General features: G+C 60.7%; 17 protein-coding genes. 10 read left to right on the forward strand and 7 right to left on the reverse strand.

Annotated features, from left to right (window positions below):
- Position 1: 1 nt before the first annotated feature.
- Both betB and betI read right to left on the reverse strand, forming a co-directional pair.
- A complete protein-coding gene (gene betB, locus ACOTYB_RS05445) occupies positions 2-1474 on the reverse strand; it encodes a betaine-aldehyde dehydrogenase (protein ID WP_421765768.1) in 1473 nt (490 codons plus the stop codon).
- Positions 1475-1487: 13 nt separating this feature from the next.
- A complete protein-coding gene (gene betI / locus ACOTYB_RS05450; protein ID WP_003858827.1) occupies positions 1488-2075 on the reverse strand; it encodes a transcriptional regulator BetI in 588 nt (195 codons plus the stop codon).
- A gap of 128 nt (positions 2076-2203) precedes the next feature.
- On the opposite strand from betI, the gene betT reads away from it, so the two are divergent.
- From betT to ACOTYB_RS05485, 7 genes are all read left to right on the forward strand, one after another.
- Positions 2204-4237 carry a choline BCCT transporter BetT gene (betT, locus tag ACOTYB_RS05455; protein ID WP_003858825.1) on the forward strand — a complete coding sequence of 678 codons (2034 nt, stop codon included), beginning with the start codon at positions 2204-2206 and terminating at the stop codon, positions 4235-4237.
- Between the two features lie 138 nt (positions 4238-4375).
- Positions 4376-4762 carry a type II toxin-antitoxin system RelE/ParE family toxin gene (locus ACOTYB_RS05460; RefSeq protein WP_032610190.1) on the forward strand — a complete coding sequence of 129 codons (387 nt, stop codon included), beginning with the start codon at positions 4376-4378 and terminating at the stop codon, positions 4760-4762.
- A gap of 2 nt (positions 4763-4764) precedes the next feature.
- Positions 4765-5049, forward strand: coding sequence for a NadS family protein (gene nadS / locus ACOTYB_RS05465; protein ID WP_220153638.1), 285 nt, complete (start codon positions 4765-4767; stop codon positions 5047-5049).
- Positions 5050-5260: 211 nt separating this feature from the next.
- Complete coding sequence (gene sitA, locus ACOTYB_RS05470; RefSeq protein ID WP_109948484.1) at positions 5261-6172, forward strand: iron/manganese ABC transporter substrate-binding protein SitA; 912 nt, start codon at positions 5261-5263, stop codon at positions 6170-6172.
- A 2-nt stretch (positions 6173-6174) separates the two neighbouring features.
- On the forward strand, positions 6175-6981 hold the full coding sequence (locus ACOTYB_RS05475) for a manganese/iron ABC transporter ATP-binding protein (protein WP_409248770.1): 807 nt from the start codon (positions 6175-6177) through the stop codon (positions 6979-6981).
- Positions 6978-7826: a metal ABC transporter permease gene (sitC, locus tag ACOTYB_RS05480; RefSeq protein ID WP_220153639.1), complete on the forward strand. Its 849-nt coding sequence runs from the start codon at positions 6978-6980 to the stop codon at positions 7824-7826. Before ACOTYB_RS05475 ends, sitC begins: the two co-directional genes overlap by 4 nt.
- Positions 7823-8662, forward strand: a complete 840-nt coding sequence (locus ACOTYB_RS05485; RefSeq protein WP_003858815.1) for a metal ABC transporter permease — start codon at positions 7823-7825, stop codon at positions 8660-8662. Before sitC ends, ACOTYB_RS05485 begins: the two co-directional genes overlap by 4 nt.
- Here ACOTYB_RS05485 and entD read toward each other — a convergent pair.
- Together entD and ACOTYB_RS05495 are read right to left on the reverse strand one after the other, a co-directional pair.
- Positions 8598-9287, reverse strand: a complete 690-nt coding sequence (gene entD / locus ACOTYB_RS05490) for an enterobactin synthase subunit EntD (protein ID WP_048210488.1) — start codon at positions 9285-9287, stop codon at positions 8598-8600. The two genes, ACOTYB_RS05485 and entD, sit on opposite strands and share 65 nt — an antisense overlap.
- A 162-nt stretch (positions 9288-9449) precedes the next feature.
- Complete coding sequence (locus ACOTYB_RS05495) at positions 9450-11699, reverse strand: TonB-dependent siderophore receptor (protein WP_220153640.1); 2250 nt, start codon at positions 11697-11699, stop codon at positions 9450-9452.
- Positions 11700-11845: 146 nt separating this feature from the next.
- On the opposite strand from ACOTYB_RS05495, the gene fes reads away from it, so the two are divergent.
- The 3 genes from fes to entF are packed head-to-tail and all read left to right on the forward strand — an operon-like array spanning position 11846 to position 17125.
- Positions 11846-13048 carry an enterochelin esterase gene (gene fes / locus ACOTYB_RS05500; RefSeq protein WP_220153641.1) on the forward strand — a complete coding sequence of 401 codons (1203 nt, stop codon included), beginning with the start codon at positions 11846-11848 and terminating at the stop codon, positions 13046-13048.
- 10 nt (positions 13049-13058) lie between these two features.
- Complete coding sequence (locus ACOTYB_RS05505) at positions 13059-13271, forward strand: MbtH family protein (protein WP_003858806.1); 213 nt, start codon at positions 13059-13061, stop codon at positions 13269-13271.
- Entirely contained in the window at positions 13268-17125 is a 3858-nt protein-coding gene (gene entF / locus ACOTYB_RS05510; protein WP_220153642.1) for an enterobactin non-ribosomal peptide synthetase EntF, read from the forward strand. Before ACOTYB_RS05505 ends, entF begins: the two co-directional genes overlap by 4 nt.
- A gap of 88 nt (positions 17126-17213) precedes the next feature.
- Here entF and fepC read toward each other — a convergent pair whose 3' ends face one another.
- Genes fepC through fepD form a run of 3 tightly spaced genes read right to left on the reverse strand, consistent with a single transcriptional unit; the run spans position 17214 to position 20004 of the window.
- A complete protein-coding gene (fepC, locus tag ACOTYB_RS05515) occupies positions 17214-18014 on the reverse strand; it encodes an iron-enterobactin ABC transporter ATP-binding protein (protein ID WP_032608819.1) in 801 nt (266 codons plus the stop codon).
- A complete protein-coding gene (fepG, locus tag ACOTYB_RS05520; RefSeq protein ID WP_072206322.1) occupies positions 18011-19000 on the reverse strand; it encodes an iron-enterobactin ABC transporter permease in 990 nt (329 codons plus the stop codon). The genes fepC and fepG overlap by 4 nt, the downstream gene beginning before the upstream one ends.
- Positions 19000-20004 carry a Fe(3+)-siderophore ABC transporter permease gene (fepD, locus tag ACOTYB_RS05525; RefSeq protein ID WP_045342277.1) on the reverse strand — a complete coding sequence of 335 codons (1005 nt, stop codon included), beginning with the start codon at positions 20002-20004 and terminating at the stop codon, positions 19000-19002. The genes fepG and fepD overlap by 1 nt, the downstream gene beginning before the upstream one ends.
- Between the last annotated feature and the right edge of the window lie 102 nt (positions 20005-20106).

Here is a 20106-nt window from a genome sequence, read left to right on the forward strand (position 1 = left end):
GTTAAAATATGGACTGGAATTTACCCATCTCAACCTGGATGGACTTCACCTGGGTGTAACTCTGAAGCGTCATGACGCCGTTCTCACGGCCAATGCCGGAGTGTTTGTAGCCGCCCACCGGCATCTCTGCGGCGGATTCGCCCCAGGTGTTGATCCAGCAGATGCCCGCTTCGAGCTGATGAATGGCGCCGTGGGCGCGGTTCAGGTCGGTCGTGACGATGCCTGCCGCCAGCCCGTAGTCGGTGTCGTTGGCGCGGCGAATCGCTTCCTCAATGGACTCATAGGTGAGGATGGACATCACCGGGCCGAAGATCTCTTCGCGCACGATGGTCATCTCGTCGGTGCAGTCGGTGAACACGGTTGGGGCCACCCACGCGCCGTTATCGAAGCCTTCGCCCTTCAGCACGTCGCCGCCGCACAGCACGCGCGCGCCTTCCTCTTTGCCTTTGGCGATGTAGCGCATCACGCTGTCGCGGTGCGGGAAGCTGACCATCGGACCAAAGTTGGTAGCTTCATCGAACAGATCGCCCGCGCGGATGCGGCCCACGCGCTCAACGATTTTTTGCTCAAACGCGGCTTTGAACTTCGCGGGCACTAACACGCGGGTGCCGTTGGTGCACACCTGGCCGGAGCTGAAGAAGTTGGCCATCATGGCGATATCTGCCGCGAGATCCAGATCCGCATCGTCAAACACTATCAGCGGGGATTTACCGCCCAGCTCCATCGTCACCTCTTTCAGGGACGAGGCCGCCGAGTTGGCCATCACCTTTTTGCCGCTGGCGACGCCGCCGGTAAAGGAGACTTTGGCGATGCCCGGATGCTCGGTCAGGAACTGGCCGGTCTCTGCGCCCACGCCAGGCAGGACGTTAAACACGCCGTCCGGCAGGCCCGCCTCGGTGTAGATCTCCGCCAGTTTCAGGGCGGTAAGCGGCGTCACTTCGCTCGGCTTGAAGATCATTGCGTTGCCCGCCGCCAGCGCCGGCGCGGATTTCCACAGGGCGATCTGGATCGGGTAGTTCCACGCGCCGATGCCCGCCACCACGCCCAGCGGCTCGCGGCGGGTGTAGACGAACGAGGTGTCGCGCAGCGGGATCTGGCTGCCCTCCAGCGCCGGGATCAGCCCCGCGTAGTACTCCAGCACGTCCGCGCCGGTGACGATGTCGACGGTCGAGGTTTCGGAATACGCTTTACCGGTGTCGAGGGTTTCCAGCGTTGCCAGCTCGTCGTTACGCTCGCGCAGGATATCGACGGCGCGACGCAGGATGCGCGAGCGCTCCATGGCGGTCATCGCCGCCCAGATTTTTTGCCCGCGCTTTGCGCTTTCGACGGCGTGGTCCACGTCTTCGCGCCCGGCGGCCTGCACGCTCGCCAGAACTTCACCGTTCGCCGGGTTGATGGTCTCGAAGGTGCGACCGCTGGTGGCGGATGTATAACCACCATTGATATAAAGCTGCTGTTCTGCCATTCGGGACATAAATTCTCCTCGGTTAGTCGGTCGGTAAATGCTGGCTGATAAAGTGGCTGGTAAGCGACTGGGCCAGGGTTTTATCCAGCGGTTTGCCGCTGAGCGCAGCGCGCAGCCACAGCCCGTCAATCAGTGCGGCGAGCCCGTAGCCCGCCTCTTCAGCCTGTTCACGCGGCAGCTCGCGGCGGAACTCGTACACCAGGTTTGAGAGCAACCGACGGCTGCTGACCTGCTGCAAACGGTAGAGCATCGGCTGATGCATGCTGCTGGCCCAGAAGGCCAGCCAGGCCTTCATCGCCGCGCCGCTAACCTGAGTTTCATCAAAATTGCCGCCGACAATCGCCTGCAAGCGCTGCTCTGCACTGCCGTCCGGCAGGGCGCGTAAACGGCTTAATACCGCGTCGCGCAGCTGACCGGTGATGTCGCGCATGGTCGCTTCCAGCAGACCGTTTTTATCTTTGAAATAGTGGCTGATGATCCCCGTGGATACGCCCGCCCGACGGGCGATCTGCGCGATGGTTGCGTCATGCATTCCCACTTCATTAATTGCTTCCAGCGTGGCATCGATTAGCTGCCTGCGCCGGATCGGCTGCATCCCCACTTTGGGCATTTTTGCCACTCCATTCATCAGCGTTGGTAATCTATTAAAGCGGTTTTTGATTGGACGTTCAATATAAAATGTGTCTTAATTGTTGCGATTTTGGATTTCAATAGTTACAAAAACAGTGGGGATACTGGATGACAGACCTTTCACAAGACAGAGAAAAAGACAAAATCAACCCGGTCGTTTTTTATACGTCCGCCGGGCTGATTTTGTTGTTTTCCCTGACGACCATCTTCTTTCGTGATTTTTCTGCCGAGTGGATTGGGCGCACTCTGGACTGGGTGTCAAAGACCTTCGGCTGGTACTATCTGCTGGCCGCGACGCTTTACATCGTGTTCGTGGTCTGCATTGCCTGCTCGCGCTTCGGTTCGGTAAAGCTCGGGCCAGAGCAGTCTAAGCCCGAGTTCAGCCTGCTGAGCTGGGCCGCAATGCTGTTTGCCGCAGGCATCGGCATCGACCTGATGTTCTTCTCCGTGGCGGAACCGGTCACGCAATATATGCAGCCGCCGGAAGGGGCAGGGCAGACGATGGAGGCCGCGCGCCAGGCGATGGTCTGGACGCTGTTCCACTACGGCCTGACGGGCTGGTCGATGTACGCCCTGATGGGCATGGCGCTCGGATACTTTAGCTATCGTTATAATTTGCCCCTTACCATCCGCTCCGCGCTGTACCCGATTTTCGGCAAAAAGATCAACGGTCCGATTGGCCACAGCGTCGACATTGCGGCGGTGATCGGCACCATCTTCGGCATCGCCACCACGCTCGGAATTGGCGTGGTGCAGCTCAACTACGGGCTGAGCGTGCTGTTTGACATCCCGGATTCGATGGCGGCGAAGGCGGCGCTGATTGCGCTGTCGGTGATTATCGCCACCATCTCGGTGACCTCCGGCGTGGATAAAGGGATTCGCGTGCTCTCCGAACTGAACGTCGCGCTGGCGCTGGGGCTGATCCTGTTCGTGCTGTTTATGGGCGACACCTCGTTCCTGCTCAATGCTTTGGTACTGAACGTGGGTGATTACGTGAACCGCTTTATGGGCATGACGCTGAACAGCTTCGCCTTTGACCGTCCGACAGAGTGGATGAACAACTGGACGCTGTTCTTCTGGGCGTGGTGGGTGGCGTGGTCACCGTTTGTCGGCCTGTTCCTGGCGCGTATTTCGCGTGGGCGGACCATCCGTCAGTTCGTGATGGGCACGCTGATCATCCCGTTCACCTTTACCCTGCTGTGGCTGTCGATTTTCGGCAACAGCGCGCTGCACGAGATCATCCACGGCAATGCGACTTTTGCCCAGGAAGCGATGGCGCACCCGGAGCGCGGCTTCTACAGCCTGCTGGCGCAGTACCCGGCGTTCACCTTTAGCGCGTCCGTAGCGACCATCACCGGCCTGCTGTTCTACGTCACCTCGGCGGACTCCGGCGCGCTGGTGCTGGGGAACTTCACCTCGAAGCTCAAGGACATTAACAGCGACGCGCCGAACTGGCTGCGCATCTTCTGGTCCGTCGCCATCGGCCTGCTGACGCTCGGCATGCTGATGACCAACGGTATCTCGGCGTTGCAGAACACCACGGTGATCATGGGCCTGCCGTTCAGCTTCGTGATCTTCTTCGTGATGGCCGGGCTGTATAAATCGCTTAAGGTGGAAGACTACCGCCGCGTCAGCGCCAGCCGCGACACCGCCCCGCGTCCGCTGGGCGCGCAGGACAGGCTGAGCTGGAAGAAACGCCTCTCGCGCCTGATGAATTACCCCGGTACGCGCTACACCAAACAGATGATGGAGACGGTCTGTTTCCCGGCGATGGAAGAGGTGGCCCAGGAGCTGAAGCTGCGTGGCGCCTACGTGGAGCTGAAAAACCTGCCCCCGGAAGAGGGCGAAAATCTGGGGCACCTGGATCTGCTGGTGCACATGGGCGACGAGCAGAACTTTGTCTATCAGATCTGGCCGCAGCAGTATTCGGTACCCGGCTTTACCTACCGGGCGCGCAGCGGGAAGTCGACCTACTACCGGCTGGAGACCTTCCTGCTGGAAGGCAGCCAGGGGAATGATCTGATGGATTACAGCAAGGAGCAGGTGATTACGGACATTCTGGACCAGTATGAACGGCACCTGAACTTTATCCATCTGCACAGGGAAGCACCGGGGAATAGCGTGATGTTCCCGGATGTCTAAACGGATTCTTAAAATACCTTCAGACTGTATATAAATACAGTTATTTGGCGCAGCATTACTCAAGGAAGAGTAACCATGCAGCAAGAGCCTGATGCTGAAGCATTCGGGCTTTTGCTGCGTTTAGGGAAGGAACTATGGATGAGTCATGCGATAGAGTTTATCGAAACATCACTCTTTACCCGACAGATTAAAAGCATTGCTACGGATGATGAATTAAAGGATCTGCAAAAGGAACTTATTGCCTGGCCTGATAAAGGTGACCTGATCCAGCAGACGGGGGGGTTACGTAAAATAAGGATGGCGGCAGGCTCAAAGGGAAAGAGAGGGGGGATCAGAGTGATTTACTTTCTTGCCACAGAGGAGGTGATCTATTTCATTATGGCCTATCCAAAATGCATAAAGGACAGCCTGACAGAGACAGAGAAAGCAGAACTTAAAAAGCTGACTTCCATTCTGAAAAATACTGCTTCCAGTGCCGTAAATTTGAGGTGTACTATGTACCCTAATCAGGCAGGTGGAGGCTGATAATGAGTATTTTCAATGAATTAAAATCTTCGCTTGAAGAGGCCGTTGAGATCCATAACGGAAGGAAAGCCGCTTCCCGGGTAACCCGCTATGAAGTTACTGATGTGCGCGCCATCAGAGAGCAGCTCAATATCACGCAAAGCGAAATGGCGAAGGCGCTTGGCACGAGCGTCGATACGATAAAGAGCTGGGAGTCTAAACGTCGCAACCCAACCGGGCTGGCGGCGAAGGTACTTAATGTGATTCGGGAGAATCCTGCATTTTATAAGGCACTTGCCGGGCAGTGAGTCGCCCTTATGCCGGGTGGCGCTGCGCTTACCCGGCCTACAAAACTCCAAAACTGCTTTACCGTAGGCCTGATAAGCGAAGCGCCATCAGGCTCTCCCTCCGTTGACACAACTTTAATGATAATTATTTTCATTTAAACATAGCCTGTGCTATACCTTATAGCACAGGCTAATTTTGCTTTGATTTTAATCACCTCAGGAGACTTCTGCGATGCATCTACGGCAAGGATTGAAGCGTCTGTTGCTCGGCGCGCTGCTCATGACCGCGACCACCACGGGCGCGCTGGCGGCTGAAAAGTTCCAGGTCATCACCACTTTTACCGTTATCGCAGATATGGCGAAAAACGTGGCGGGGGATGCCGCAGAGGTCACCTCCATCACCAAACCGGGCGCGGAAATTCACGAATACCAGCCCACCCCGGGCGATATCAAACGCGCGCAGAAGGCACAGCTGATCCTGGCGAACGGCATGAATCTGGAGCTGTGGTTCCAGCGCTTTTATCAGCATCTGAACGGTGTGCCGGAGGTGATTGTCACCAAAGGCATCACCCCGATGGGCATCAGCGAAGGGCCCTATAACGGCAAGCCCAATCCGCACGCGTGGATGTCGCCGGACAACGCCCTGATTTACGTCGATAACATCCGCGACGCGCTGGTGAAGTACGATCCGGCCAACGCACAGACGTATCAGCGCAACGCTGATGCTTACAAGCAGAAGATCACCGCCACTCTCGAACCGCTGCGCAAGCAGGTCGCGGAGATACCGGAAGACAAACGCTGGATGGTGACCAGCGAAGGGGCTTTTTCCTATCTGGCGCGGGATTTGGGCCTGAAGGAGCTTTACCTGTGGCCGATCAACGCCGATCAGCAGGGCACGCCCCAGCAGGTGCGCAAGGTTATCGATCTGGTGAAAAAACATCACATTCCGGCGGTGTTCAGCGAAAGCACGGTCTCGGATAAGCCCGCCCGTCAGGTGGCGCGTGAAACCGGCGCCCACTATGGCGGCGTGCTGTACGTCGACTCTCTGAGCGCGGAAAACGGCCCGGTGCCAACCTATATCGATCTGCTGAACGTCACCACCCGCACGCTGGTGCAGGGCATCCGCGACGGGATGAAGGAGTAACCATGCAGAAGGGGATTGTTGTAACCGACGTGACCGTGACCTACCGCAACGGCCACACGGCGCTGCGCGACGCATCGTTCAGCGTGCCGGGCGGAACGATTGCCGCCCTGGTGGGGGTGAACGGTTCCGGCAAGTCCACGCTGTTTAAGGCGGTGATGGGGTTTGTGCGGGCGGCGAGCGGCACTATCTCCATTCTGGGGCTGCCGCCTCACCGGGCGCTGCGTCAGAACCTGGTCGCCTACGTGCCGCAGTCGGAAGAGGTCGACTGGTCGTTTCCGGTGCTCGTCGAGGACGTGGTGATGATGGGCCGCTACGGGCATATGGGGTTTCTGCGTCGTCCCAAAGAATGCGATAAGCAGATCGTCACCGACGCCCTGAAGCGCGTGGACATGCTTGAGCTGCGTCATCGGCAGATTGGCGAGCTGTCCGGCGGCCAAAAGAAGCGCGTGTTTCTGGCGCGGGCGATTGCCCAGCAGGGCGAAGTGATCCTGCTCGACGAGCCGTTTACCGGCGTGGACGTCAAAACCGAAGCCAGGATCATCAGCCTGCTGCGGGAGCTGCGCGACGAGGGTAAAACGATGCTGGTCTCGACCCACAATCTGGGCTCGGTCACGGAATTCTGCGATTACACGGTGATGGTCAAAGGCACCGTGCTGGCGAGCGGCCCGACGGATATCACCTTTACCGCCGAGAATCTTGAGCGCGCCTTCAGCGGCGTGCTGCGCCACGTGGTGCTCAGCGGCTCGGAAGATCGCATCATAACCGACGACGAGCACCCCTTCGTGACGCACCGACAGGAGGCCAAATGAACGCGCTTCTCGAACCCTTCGGCTACGAGTACATGCTCAACGCGATGTGGGTCTCGGCGATGGTGGGCGGGCTGTGCGCGTTTCTCTCCTGCTATTTGATGCTTAAAGGCTGGTCGCTGATCGGCGATGCGCTGTCGCACTCCATCGTGCCGGGCGTAGCGGGCGCTTACATGCTCGGGCTGCCGTTCTCGCTGGGGGCGTTTTTATCGGGCGGGCTGGCGGCGGGCAGCATGCTGTTTCTCAACCAGCGCAGCCGCCTGAAGGAGGACGCCATTATCGGGCTGATCTTCTCCTCGTTTTTCGGGCTGGGGCTGTTTATGGTCTCGCTCAACCCGACTTCGGTGAACATTCAGACCATCGTCCTCGGCAATATTCTGGCTATCGCCCCGGAAGATATCGTCCAGCTGGCGATTATCGGCGTGGTGTCGATAGTTATCCTGCTGTTCAAATGGAAAGATCTGATGGTGACCTTTTTTGATGAGAACCACGCCCGCGCCATCGGCCTGCGTCCTGAACGCCTGAAAATTCTCTTCTTCACGCTGCTGGCGGTCTCTACCGTGGCGGCGCTGCAAACCGTCGGCGCGTTTCTGGTGATCTGTCTGGTAGTCACGCCCGGCGCGACCGCGTGGCTGCTGACCGACCGCTTCCCGCGCCTGCTGATGATTGCCGTCGCCATTGGCAGCATCACCAGCTTCCTCGGCGCGTGGGCCAGCTATTACCTGGACGGCGCCACCGGCGGCATTATCGTGGTCACCCAGACGCTGCTGTTCCTGCTGGCGTTCGTCTTTGCGCCGAAGCACGGACTGCTTGCCAGCCGTCGTCGGGCGCGGGAGGCACACCCATGATGACGCTGCTCCTCGAACCCTTCCAGTTTGCGTTTATGAACAACGCGCTGCTGATTTCACTCCTGGTGGCCGTGCCCTGCGCGCTGCTGTCGGTTTTTCTGGTGCTGAAAGGCTGGGCGTTGATGGGCGACGCCATGAGCCACGCGGTGTTTCCCGGCGTCGTGCTGGCCTGGATGATGGGCCTGCCGCTGGCGCTGGGTGCATTCGTGGCCGGTCTGTTCTGCGCGGTCGCCACCGGATACCTGAAGGATAACAGCCGCATCAAACAGGATACGGTCATGGGGATCGTCTTTTCCGGCATGTTCGGCGCCGGGCTGATCCTCTATATCGCCGTCAAACCTGAGGTGCATCTCGACCACATTCTGTTCGGCGATATGCTGGGTATTAACGGGATGGACATTCTGCAAAGCGGTCTCGTCGCGGGGATGATTGCGCTGGTGATTGGCCTGAAGTGGCGCGATTTTCTGCTGTTCTGCTTTGACTATCAGCAGGCGCAGGCGAGTGGCCTGCGCACCCGCTGGCTGCACTACGGCTTACTGTGCATGGTTTCGCTGACCATCGTCGCGACGCTGAAAGCGGTGGGGATCATTCTGTCGATTTCCCTGCTGATTGCCCCCGGCGCGGTGGCGGTGCTGATTACCCGACGCTTTCACATGGCGCTGCTGGTGGCGGTCGCCGTTTCAGCGCTGGTGTCGGTAAGCGGCGTTTATGCCTCGTTTTATCTCGACAGCGCGCCTGCGCCGACCATTGTGGTCCTGTTCGCGATGGTGTTTATCGTGACGTTTGTGGTGACCAGCGTGAAGGCTCGTCGCCAGGAGCGTGTGACAGCAGAGTGATGACCTGTTCGCCGTGCTGCTGCCAGTGCAGGGGGAAGGCGGTGCCTTCCTCAAAGCCTGCCAGTTGACGGGTCAATGCCAGCGTGAGCGTCTTGTCGTCGAGCTTGGTAACGCGGGCGCAGTCAAAACCCATCCAGGCCTGTACCTGCGGAAAGAGGGCCTTAAACAGGCTCTCTTTGGCGCTGAAGACCAGCGTCAGGGCGAGGGCGAACGGGTATCCCAGGCGGGAAAGCACAGGTTCTTCCTGTGTATCAATGATGCCGTCTTTGATTTCCCTGGCTTCGTTTTCGGAGAGGATCGTTTCACAATCGATGCCGATAAGCGCCGGGTATTGCGTGACGACGGCTATCGCCTGCGTGCCGCTGTGGGTGATGCTGCCGGAAATATCTTGCGGCCAGAGCGGTTCCCCGCTGGGGCCGATGGCGGGCATGGTGTAGTCAGGTAAGGCGTGCGCGGCGGCGATGCGGCCTGCGAGGTGGTCGGCCTTGCGTTTGCGTCCGGCGTTAGCCAACTGGGCGTGGTGGGGGAGCCAGAGGAGATCGGCGTCCGTAAAGGTGGTGGGGTCGAAGGTGATGCGGTGGAGGGTATGGCCAGCGAGAGAAAATGTGCTGTGGGTGGTGTGCATGGTTTTCCCTTCAGTATTGTGCGGCCTGATGCCCTCACCCCAGCCCTCTCCCAAAGGGAGAGGGAGCAAACACTAAAAACGGCAACGGGGTTGCCGTTTTGCTTTTACCTCGCCCTCACCCCGGCCCTCTCCCACAGGGAGAGGGGGAAGTCACTGCCTGTATCAGAACCTCGTATTTACGCTCATGTACCAGGTGCGACCCGGTTCATTATACGTATACGCACCCGCGCCGTACATATACGCACCCGTCGTGGTATTACCCGTGGTCTGGGCGTTACCCGCGCGCCACTGGCGCTTGTCGAAGACGTTGTCCACGCCGCCGGTCAGGCTGACGTTTTTGGTCACGTCCCAGGTCGCGCTCAGGCCAACGATGCTGTACGGGCTGACTTCGTCTTTCTCAGACCCGGTCACCGGCTGACCTTTGTAGTTGTACTTCTTCGGCTGCTGCTTGCCGTACCAGGTGAAGGTCGACTGCAATGAGACATCCTGACGTACCTGCCAGCTCAGGGTAGAGTTCAGCGTATACTCCGGGATGATCGACAGACGATCGCCGGTCTCCTTGTTCTTACTTTGCAGCATGTAGGTGATGTTGTTGGTCCAGTTGATGGTGTCGCTGACCGGCACGTTCAGGGAGCCTTCCAGACCTTCCACTACCGCCTTCGGCACGTTTTCCCACTGGTAGATATCGGTGGTGACTTTGCCGGTGGACGTCTGGCCAATCGGCGCGTAGCCCGCTTCAATCTTGTTGCGGTAGTCGTTGCGGAACCAGGTCACGCCAGCCAGCCAGCCGTCGCGTTTCCACTCCAGGCCAATCTCTTTGTTGATACTGGTTTCCGCTTTCAGATCGTCGTTACCCATCATGTAGCAGCCCACGCCGTCGGAGCTGGCGTAGCAGCCCTGGCCTTTACTGTACAGCAGGTAGTTCGGGTTGGTCTGATACAGGCTTGGCGCCTTATAGGCGCGCGCGATGCCCATCTTCAGGGTGAAGTCATCCCCCAGACCTTGCGACAGGTTCAGGGACGGGCTCCAGTTATTACCCACAATAGTATGGTGGTCGAAGCGCAGGGCAGGGGTCAGCATGGTGCTGTCGGTCAGCTCCATGTTGTTTTCGGCAAACAGGGAGAAGATCTCCGCTGACGTGTACGGGCTACGATCTTCGCTCATGCCCGGGATGGTGCCCCCCTGCAGGGTTTGCGTGAAGGAGGTCGAGTCCTTCATGCGCTGCTGGTTCCATTCGGTGCCGAGCGTCAGGTTCTGGTTCACAATGAAATCAATCGGCAGGTTGATTTCGCTGTGCAGCATCACGTCGGCCAGGTCGGTGTCGGTGAATTTATTGCTGTTGAACAATCCTTCCAGACCGCCCGCCAGCCCTTCGCCCAGACGCGAGTTGCGGGTGTGCTCGTACTGCGCCCAGTTGCTGGTGGTAATGCCGTTATCCCAGCCGCCGTTCCAGGTTACGGCGAAGTTCTGACGATAGATACGGTTAGTCTCTTTACCGTAGTTCTTCTTCACCAGCCCGCTTGAGCTGTTGTCGTTGTTGGTATTCTGGGTATCGCCCGCGTAAAGGTTGTTCTGGCGGCTGTATCCCGCCTCAAACTCCAGGGACTGCATAGGCGCAAAGTCCCAGCGCACCATGCCGTTGATGTCTTTATTCTCGACCCCTTCACGGCCTGCCGGCAGCGTGTCGGCATATGCGCCGGTACGGTCAGACTGATGGCCCTGGTTAATGTCCCAGGCGTCGGCCTGGGTTTTATCCAGGTTACCGTACATGCGGAAGCTGAAATCCCCGCCCAGCGGGCCGCTCAGGCTGAAGTTAGTGCGTTTGGTGGAACCTTCGTCTTTATGCTCTGGCGCATTCAGGTAGGTGTTCCAGGAGCCGTGCCACTGGTCGTCAAATTTTTTGGTGATGATGTTCACCACGCCGCCCGCCGCACCGTTACCGTAGCGGGCAGCAGCCGGGCCACGGATCACTTCGATGCGCTCGATCATCTCCGGCGGGACCCAGCCGGTATCGCCGCGGGTATCACGCTCGCCGCGCCAGCCCAGACGGATGGAGTTGCGGCTGGTGACCGGCTTGCCGTCGATCAGGATCAGGGTGTTTTCCGGGCCCATGCCGCGAATGTCAATCTGACGGTTGTTCCCGCGCTGGCCGCTGGTGGAGTTGCCGGTCAGGTTAACGCCCGGCATGGTGCGGATGATTTCCGCCACGTCACGCGCTGGCGGGTTTTTGCGGATCTCATCGGCGGTGATGGTCGACACGCCCGGCGCCTGCAAATTCTGCTCGGCGGCGGTGATCACCATGGTGTCTTCGTGCTGCGCGGAGGCGGTATTGTCATCTGCCATGGCGGGCAGCGCGACACCATAAATCCCTAAATTGACCAGCAAGGCCAGAGAGTGAATCTTCTTATTCATTGTACGTCCCGCTTTTATGGTTATTTAATGAGCGCGCTTCCCACAGCGCGGGCATTACGCTATTGCAAATGCAAATAGTTATCAATAATATTATCAATAAAATTTGCTCTGAAACAAAAAAGACTGTTAAACATGGGGTTATAAGGGTGACGGCGTTAACAACCGGAAGTGAAGCGTGGTGGCAGGCGAAAAACGGGCCGGAACGGGAACGTCATCAGGAAAACTATCGCGTAACATTCTGGTGGCGGGACCCGGCGGGAACGCAGAAAACCTCGACGGTGAAACGCGTCTGGCTCTACGTCACCGGCGTGACCGATCACCATCAAAATGCCCGTCCGCAATCCCTTGAACGTATCCCGGATACCGACGTCTGGCAGTGGCAGGGCGAGTTCAGCCCGGAATGGCGCGGCAGCTACTGTTTTATCCCCTCCGATAACGAAAACGATTTTGCCGATGCAGTGTTTGAAGGCGAGCAGCCGGACCGCATGGCGCTGCGCGAAGGCTGGCGTAAACTGTTGCCGCACGCGGTGTCCGACCCGCTGAATCCGCAGAGCTGGCGCGGCGGGCGCGGGCACGCCGTCTCGGCGCTGGAGATGCCGGAGGCGCCCGTACAGCCCGGCTGGAACCATCCCGATACCCCTTACAATAAGCAGCCTGTCTGTATTGATTGGCACAGCGCGCGTCTGAAGAACCGTCGCCGCGTGTGGATTTTTACCACCGGGGATGAAAGCCCCGAGCGCCCGCTGGCGGTGCTCCTTGACGGGCAGTTCTGGGCCGAAAGCATGCCCGTCTGGCCTGCTCTGGCGTCGCTCACCCATGAAGGCAAACTGCCGCCTGCGGTTTATGTCTTAATTGACGTCATTGACACCGCACACCGCAGCCGCGAGCTGCCGTGCAACCCTGATTTCTGGCTGGCGGTGCAGGAAGAACTTCTCCCGCAAGTGAAAAGCATGGCCCCGTTCAGCGACCGCGCCGACCATACCGTGGTGGCGGGTCAGAGCTTCGGCGGACTCTCTTCCCTCTATGCGGGCCTCAACTGGCCGCAGCGTTTTGGCTGCATCCTCAGCCAGTCCGGATCCTACTGGTGGCCGCACCGCGGCGCGCAGCAGGACGGGCTGCTCATCGAACAACTCAAAGCGGGTGAAAAAACCGCTCGCGGGCTGCGCATTGTCCTTGAGGCCGGGCGCAACGAGCCGCTTATTTTGCGCGCAAACCAGGCGATCCTCGCCGAACTACACACTCAGCAACCGGTTTTCTGGCGTCAGGTTGACGGCGGACACGATGCGCTTTGCTGGCGCGGTGGGCTGACGCAGGGGCTGATGACCCTCTGGCAGCCGCTTATTCAATAACGGAGTTTGTATGGAATTCAGCAATCCTTTCGATAATCCGCAGGGACAGTTCGCCATTTTGCAAAATGACCAGGGGCAGTACAGCCTGTGGCCGCAGCAGTGCGAGTTGCCCGCGGGCTGGCGCGTGGTCTGCGAACCGCAATCTCAGGAGGCGTGCCAGCAGTGGCTGGCGGAACAGTGGCAGACGCTTGAGCCGTTTTATTTTGCGGGGGAGCGCGCATGAACCGTCTCCCTCTTGTCGCCGCCCAGCCGGGGATTTGGATGGCAGAGCAGCTTTCCTCCCTGCCAAACGCCTGGAGCGTCGCGCACTATACCGAACTGAAAGGCGCTATCGATGCGCCATTGCTGGCAAAAGCCATCGCTGAAGGTATGATGCAGGCCGACACCCTGCGGATGCGTTTTGCCGAAGATCACGGTGAGGTGTGGCAGTGGATCGATGAGGCCATGCTCCTGCCGGAGCCGTCCATCGTGCGCGTTGACTCCCACGACGCCGCCGTGGCGCTGATGGAAGCCGATCTCAAGCAGAACCTGCGCGTCGACAGCGGTCAGCCGCTGGCGTTTCACCAGCTGATCCAGGTGGGAGAAAGCCACTGGTACTGGTATCAGCGGTATCATCATCTGGTGGTAGATGGCTTCAGTTTCCCGGCCATTACGCGTCAGATCGCCGCCATTTACGCTGCGTGGCAGAAAGGGGAACCCGCGCCCGCCTCCCCGTTTACCCCGTTCGCCGAGGTGGTGGAGGAGTATCAGCGCTATCGCGACAGTGAGGCGTATCAGCGCGACGGTGCTTTCTGGGCCGAACAGCGCCAACAGCTTCCTTCTCCGGTCTCGCTCTCTTCCGCGCCCCTGCCTGGACACGCCGCCACCACCGACATCCTGCGCCTTAAAATGGCGATGGACGGAAGTGCTTTCAGCCAGCTTGCACAGATGGCAGGCCAGGCGCAGCGTACCGATCTGGCGCTTGCGCTGGTGGTGCTGTGGCTGGGCCGCCTGACCGGACGGCTGGACTACGCCGCCGGGTTTATCTTTATGCGCCGCATGGGCTCCGCCGCGCTGACCGCGACCGGACCGGTGCTCAACGTCCTGCCGCTGGCGGTGAATATTCGCCCGCACGAGAGCCTGCCGGAACTGGCGCTGCGCCTGGCGAACCAGCTGAAAAAGATGCGTCGCCATCAGCGTTACGACGCCGAACAGATCGTGCGCGACAGCGGACGTGCCGCAGGCGATGAAGCCCTGTTTGGTCCGGTGCTGAACGTCAAGGTGTTCGATTATCAGCTGGATATCGACGGCGTGGAGGCCATTACCCACACGCTGGCGACCGGCCCGGTGAACGATCTGGAGCTTGCGCTGTTCCCGGACGAGCAGGGCGGACTGAGCATTGAGATCCTCGCCAACGGGCAGCGTTACGACGAGGCGACGCTAAAGGGTCACGCGGCGCGGCTGAACGCAATGCTGACGCAGTTTGCCGCCAACCCGGACCTGCGCTGTGGCGACGTGGAAACCGTATCAGAGCAGGAATACGCCCGGCTGGCGCGCATTAACGATACCGGGCTGGCGCTGCCGTCCACCACGCTGGCGGATCTGGTCGCGGAGCAGGCGAGCAAAACGCCGGACGCCCCCGCGCTGGCGGATGCCCATACTGAACTGAACTACCGCCAGATGCGCGAGCAGGTGGTCGCGCTGGCAAACCTGCTGCGCGCGCGCGGCGTGAAGCCGGGCGACAGCGTGGCGGTGGCGCTTCCGCGCTCGGTGTTCCTGACGTTAGCCTTGCACGGCATTGTGGAGGCGGGCGCCGCGTGGCTGCCGCTCGACACCGGCTACCCGGACGATCGCCTGCGGATGATGCTGGAGGATGCGAGGCCCTCTCTGCTCATTACCACCGACGAGCAGCTTCCGCGCTTTAGCGATCTCTCCGTCGAGACGTTTAGTTACAACACACTATTACCGACCTCGGGTGCTGAACCGCTGCGCCTGGCGAAGCCGGAGCAAACCGCGTACATCATCTTTACCTCCGGTTCGACGGGACGTCCAAAAGGGGTGATGGTCGGCCATACCGCCATCGTTAACCGCCTGAAGTGGATGCAGGATCATTATCCACTGACGGCGCATGACGTGGTGGCGCAGAAAACCCCGTGCAGCTTTGACGTGTCGGTGTGGGAGTTCTGGTGGCCGTTTATCGCCGGGGCGAAGCTGGTGATGGCCGAGCCGGACGCGCACCGCGATCCGCAGGCGATGCAGAGCTTCTTCGCAGAATATGGCGTAACCACCACCCACTTCGTGCCGTCGATGCTGGCGGCGTTCGTCGCCTCGCTGACGCCGGAAAACGCCCACTGTTGCAGGACGCTGAAGCAGGTGTTCTGTAGCGGCGAGGCGTTGCCGACTGCGCTGTGTCGCGAGTGGGAACTGCTCACCCATGCGCCGCTGCACAACCTCTATGGCCCGACCGAAGCAGCGGTGGACGTCAGCTGGTATCCGGCGTACGGCCCCGAGCTGGCGGCGGTGGAGGGTAACAGCGTGCCGATCGGTTTCCCGGTATGGAATACGGGGCTGCGCATTCTGGATGCGATGATGCGCCCGGTACCGTTCGGCGTGGCGGGGGATCTGTATCTCACCGGCATCCAGCTGGCGCAGGGGTATCTGGGACGCCCCGACCTTACCGCCAGCCGCTTTATCGCCGACCCGTTCGCGCCGGGCGAGCGGATGTACCGCACCGGTGACGTTGCCCGCTGGCTGGATAACGGCGCGGTGGAATATCTGGGCCGCAGCGACGACCAGCTGAAAATCCGCGGACAGCGCATCGAGCTGGGTGAAATCGACCGTGCGATGCTGTCGCTGCCGGACGTGGCTCAGGCCGTGGCGCACGCCTGCGTGTTCAACCAGGCAGCGGCGACGGGTGGCGATGCCCGCCAGCTGGTGGGGTACGTGGTTTCTGAATCTGGCTTACCGCTGGACCGCGACGCGCTGCTTGCATCACTCAAAGCCCAGCTGCCACCGCATATGGTGCCGGTGGTGCTGCTGCAAATCAGCGCGCTGCCGCTGAGCGCCAACGGCAAGCTGGATCGCAAGGCGCTGCCGCTGCCGGAGCTGACCAGCAGAACTTCCGGTCGCGCACCTGAGACGCAAACCGAAGTGGCCGTGGCGCAGGCGTTTTCTTCCCTGCTGGGCTGCGCGGTGAACGATATCGAGGCCGATTTCTTTGCCCTCGGCGGCCACTCGCTGCTGGCGATGCGCCTCGCGGCTCAGCTCAGCCGTGCGTTCAGCCGTAAGGTCACGCCGGGGCAGATTATGGTCGCCTCGACGGTAAGCAAGCTTAGCGCCCTGCTGGACTCGCAGATGAGCGACGAACAGGCGCAGCGTCTGGGGTATGAAACCCTTCTGCCGCTGCGTGAAAGCAACGGCCCGACGCTGTTCTGCTTCCATCCGGCGTCCGGCTTTGCCTGGCAGTTTAGCGTCCTGGCGCGCTACCTCAGCCCGCGCTGGTCCATCGTCGGCATTCAGTCGCCGCGGCCAAACGGCCCGATGCAGCAGTGCGCGGATCTCGATGGAGTAATCGAACATCATCTGAACACGTTGCGTAAGCAGCAGCCGCAGGGGCCGTATTACCTGTTCGGCTATTCCCTCGGCGGCACGCTGGCGCAGGGCATTGCGGCCCGCCTGCGCGAGCAGGGTGAAGCGGTGGCGTTCCTCGGCCTGCTGGATACCTGGCCGCCGGAAACCCAGAACTGGGCGGAGAAAGAGGCCAACGGCCTCGACCCGGCGGTGCTGGCAGAGATCGAGCGCGAGCGTCAGGCGTTTATCGCCGCCCAGCAGGGGCAGGGCTCCAGCGAGCTGTTTAACGCCATTGAGGGCAACTACGCCGACGCGGTGCGGCTGCTCACCACCGCGCACAGCGCGCGCTTTGACGGTAAAGCGACGCTGTTTGTCGCCGAGCGAACGCGAACCCTGGATCCTCAGGCCGCGTGGGCTCCGTGGGTGGGCGAGCTGGAGGTCTACAGCCAGGACTGCGCCCACGTGGATATTATTTCACCGCAGGCGTTTGAGAAAATTGGGCCGGTACTGAAGGAAATTTTAGGATAGTGCAAATGCCCCTCACCCTAACCCTCTCCCACGGGGAGAGGGGATGGTTTGCTCCCTCTCCCTGTGGGAGAGGGCCGGGGTGAGGGCATCAGACCGCACGTTTTCCAAGTGGCACCACCAACGGCGTACCCGCCACCGGATCGTCAATAATCATGCAGCGCATGCCGTAGATCCGCGCGATCAGCTCTGGCGTCACAATCTCCTTCGGCGCGCCCTGCGCCACAATCTCGCCGTCGCGCAGCGCAATCAGATGTGTCGCGTAGCGGCACGCCTGGTTTAAGTCGTGCAACACCGCCGCCAGGGTGTACCCCTGCGTACGGTTCAGCTCGCTCAGCAGCTCCAGCAGGTCAATCTGATGGCTGATATCCAGCCAGGTCGTCGGCTCGTCCAGCAGCATGATCGAGGTTTCCTGCGCCAGCACCATTGCGATCCACGCGCGCTGGCGCTGTCCGCCGGAGAGGGTATCGACGCTTTGCTGGGCCAGCTCGGTGATGCCCGTCGCCTGCATCGCGCGCTTCACGGCCTCGTCGTCCTCCTTGCGCCAGCGGGTAAACAGCGGCTGGTGCGGATAGCGCCCGCGGGAGACCAGCTCCTGCACGGTAATATCCCCCGGCGTGGTGGCGTTTTGCGCCAGCAGACCAATTCGGCGCGCCACCTCTTTGCTGGCGAAGCGCTGGATCTGTTCCCCGTCGAGGAACACGCTACCCTCAACCGGCGACATCAGGCGGCTCAGCGTGCGCAGCAATGTTGATTTGCCGCAGCCGTTTGGCCCGATAATGGCGGTGAAGTGGCCGTCCGGAATGGCAACGGATAAGTCCCGGGCAATGATTTTTTTGCCGTAGCCGAGGGTCAAGTTTTCGCCGCGCAAGCGGGTGGTTGAATCTGTCATTTCTTGCGTGACTCCTGAACGAGCAAGACGATGAGGTAAATCCCGCCGAGGCTGACGGTCACCACGCCCACCGGCAGTTGATAAGGCGTAAACAGCCGCTGGGCGCAGAGATCGGCGGCCAGCAGTAATACTGCACCGCACAACGCCGCCTGGGTTAATCCCCAGCGCGCGGTGCCGCTAAGTCGCCGCGCGATATGCGGCGCGACAAGGGCAATAAACGAGATCGGCCCGGCGATGGCGGTAGACGCTGCGGTCAGCAAGACCGCCACCAGCATCAGCATCAGGCGCGAGCGCTCTACGCTCACGCCCAGCGCGCAGGCGCTGTCGTCGCCCATCTCCAGCAGCCGCATGCGCCTGACCAGCAGCAACGCGCCGATAAACATCAGGATAATCAGCGGCGCGGCGGGCCAGGTTTTTACCCACGTCAGACCGTTGAGGGAACCGGCGTACCACAGCCCGGCGGAGAGTGCGGTTTCCAGCGACGCCTGTAGCAGAAGCCAGGTGTTAAACGCCATCAGCATCGCGCGGATGCCGATCCCGATGATGATCAGGCGGAAGGTGTCGATGCCGTTGCGCCAGGCCAGGGCCCAGATAAGCAGGGAGGTGAGAATGCCGCCCGCCATCGCCGTAAAGGTAATGGCCGTGAGATGCTGCCCGAACAGCACCATCGCCACCAGCACGCCGCTCCACGCGCCGGTATTCAGGCCCATCACGTCCGGGCTGCCGAGGGGGTTACGCATCAGCGACTGGAATATCGCGCCGCTGACGCCAAGCGCCGCGCCAACCAGGATCGCCATTGCCACGCGCGGCAGTCGCCATTCGGTGACCACCATGGTGATGTTACGCGGCGCGCTGCCGGTGAGAGCGTGAAAGACCTGCGCGAAATCAAGCGTTACGGCACCGCTTTGCAGGCTCCAGGCCGCCAGCAGCAGACAGGCGACGACCAGCAGGGCGACGCTGGTGAGTAAACGACGGGACGGGGCCATCATGCGCCACCCCCGCGTCTGCGTCGTACCAGGAAGATCAGCACCGGCGCGCCGATAAAGGCGCTGACCACCGAGACACGCAGTTCGCCCGGCACCAGCAGGCGGCCCAGCACGTCGGCAAACAGCAGCAGGGCAGGGGTCGCCAGCAGCGTTACCGGGAGGGACCAGCGGTGATCCGCCCCCACCAGCCAGCGCGCCATGTGCGGCATCATCAGGCCGATAAAGGCAATCGGGCCGACCACGGCGGTCGCGCTGCCGCACAGCACGGTGATGGCAAGCAGGCCCGTCAGCTGCGTACGCGCCACGCGGTTGCCGAGGGCGGTCGCGGTGTCACTGCCGAGGCTCAGGCTGTTCAGCGCCCGGCTTAAACAGAGCGCCACGGCCGCAGCGACGCTCGCCGGGATCACCACCACTTTTAAGGTTTCAAGGGTACGAATATCCAGCGAACCCGCCTGCCAGAAGCGCAGCTGGTCATACACGTCCGGGTTGAGCAGGGCGATGCCGTTGGACAAGCCTTCCAGTACCGCCGCGAGCGCTACGCCCGCCAGCGTTAAGCGTACCGGGCTGAGCTGTCCGCCGCCCTGGCTGCCGGTAAACGCCACTACCAGCGAGGCCGACAGCGCGCCGCAAAAAGCCATCACCAGCTGTTCAGAGGGGGACGTAAATCCAAACAGCGCCGCGCCGAGCACGATGGCAAAGCTGGCGCCGGAGTTAACGCCGAGAATGCCGGGGTCCGCCAGCGGGTTGCGGGTGAGGGTTTGCATCAGGGCACCGGCAAGGCCGAGCGCACCACCGGCCAGCAGGCCGGCAAGGGTGCGGGGCAGGCGAGCGTCGAGCACGATGGTGCAGTCGGCGCTCTGACAGGTACCGGATAGCGCATCGACAATAACGGACGCGGGCAGCGGTTTTGCGCCGACCAGCAGGCTGAGTGCAATCGCAAGGATTAGCAGTAGCAATAAAACGGGCACGGCAAGGGCGCGCACCGCAGAAGAGGAAAACGACATAGCAACATCCATGATTTGATAATGATAGTGATTATCGTTATCTATCTTATTTGGCTATGTTAGCATGTGCGCCCATGGAATGGGTAGAAATAGACTCAAGGC

It is taken from the genome of Enterobacter cloacae complex sp. IR5450, assembly GCF_049238665.1.
In the GTDB taxonomy this organism is placed as follows: domain Bacteria; phylum Pseudomonadota; class Gammaproteobacteria; order Enterobacterales; family Enterobacteriaceae; genus Enterobacter; species Enterobacter hormaechei_C.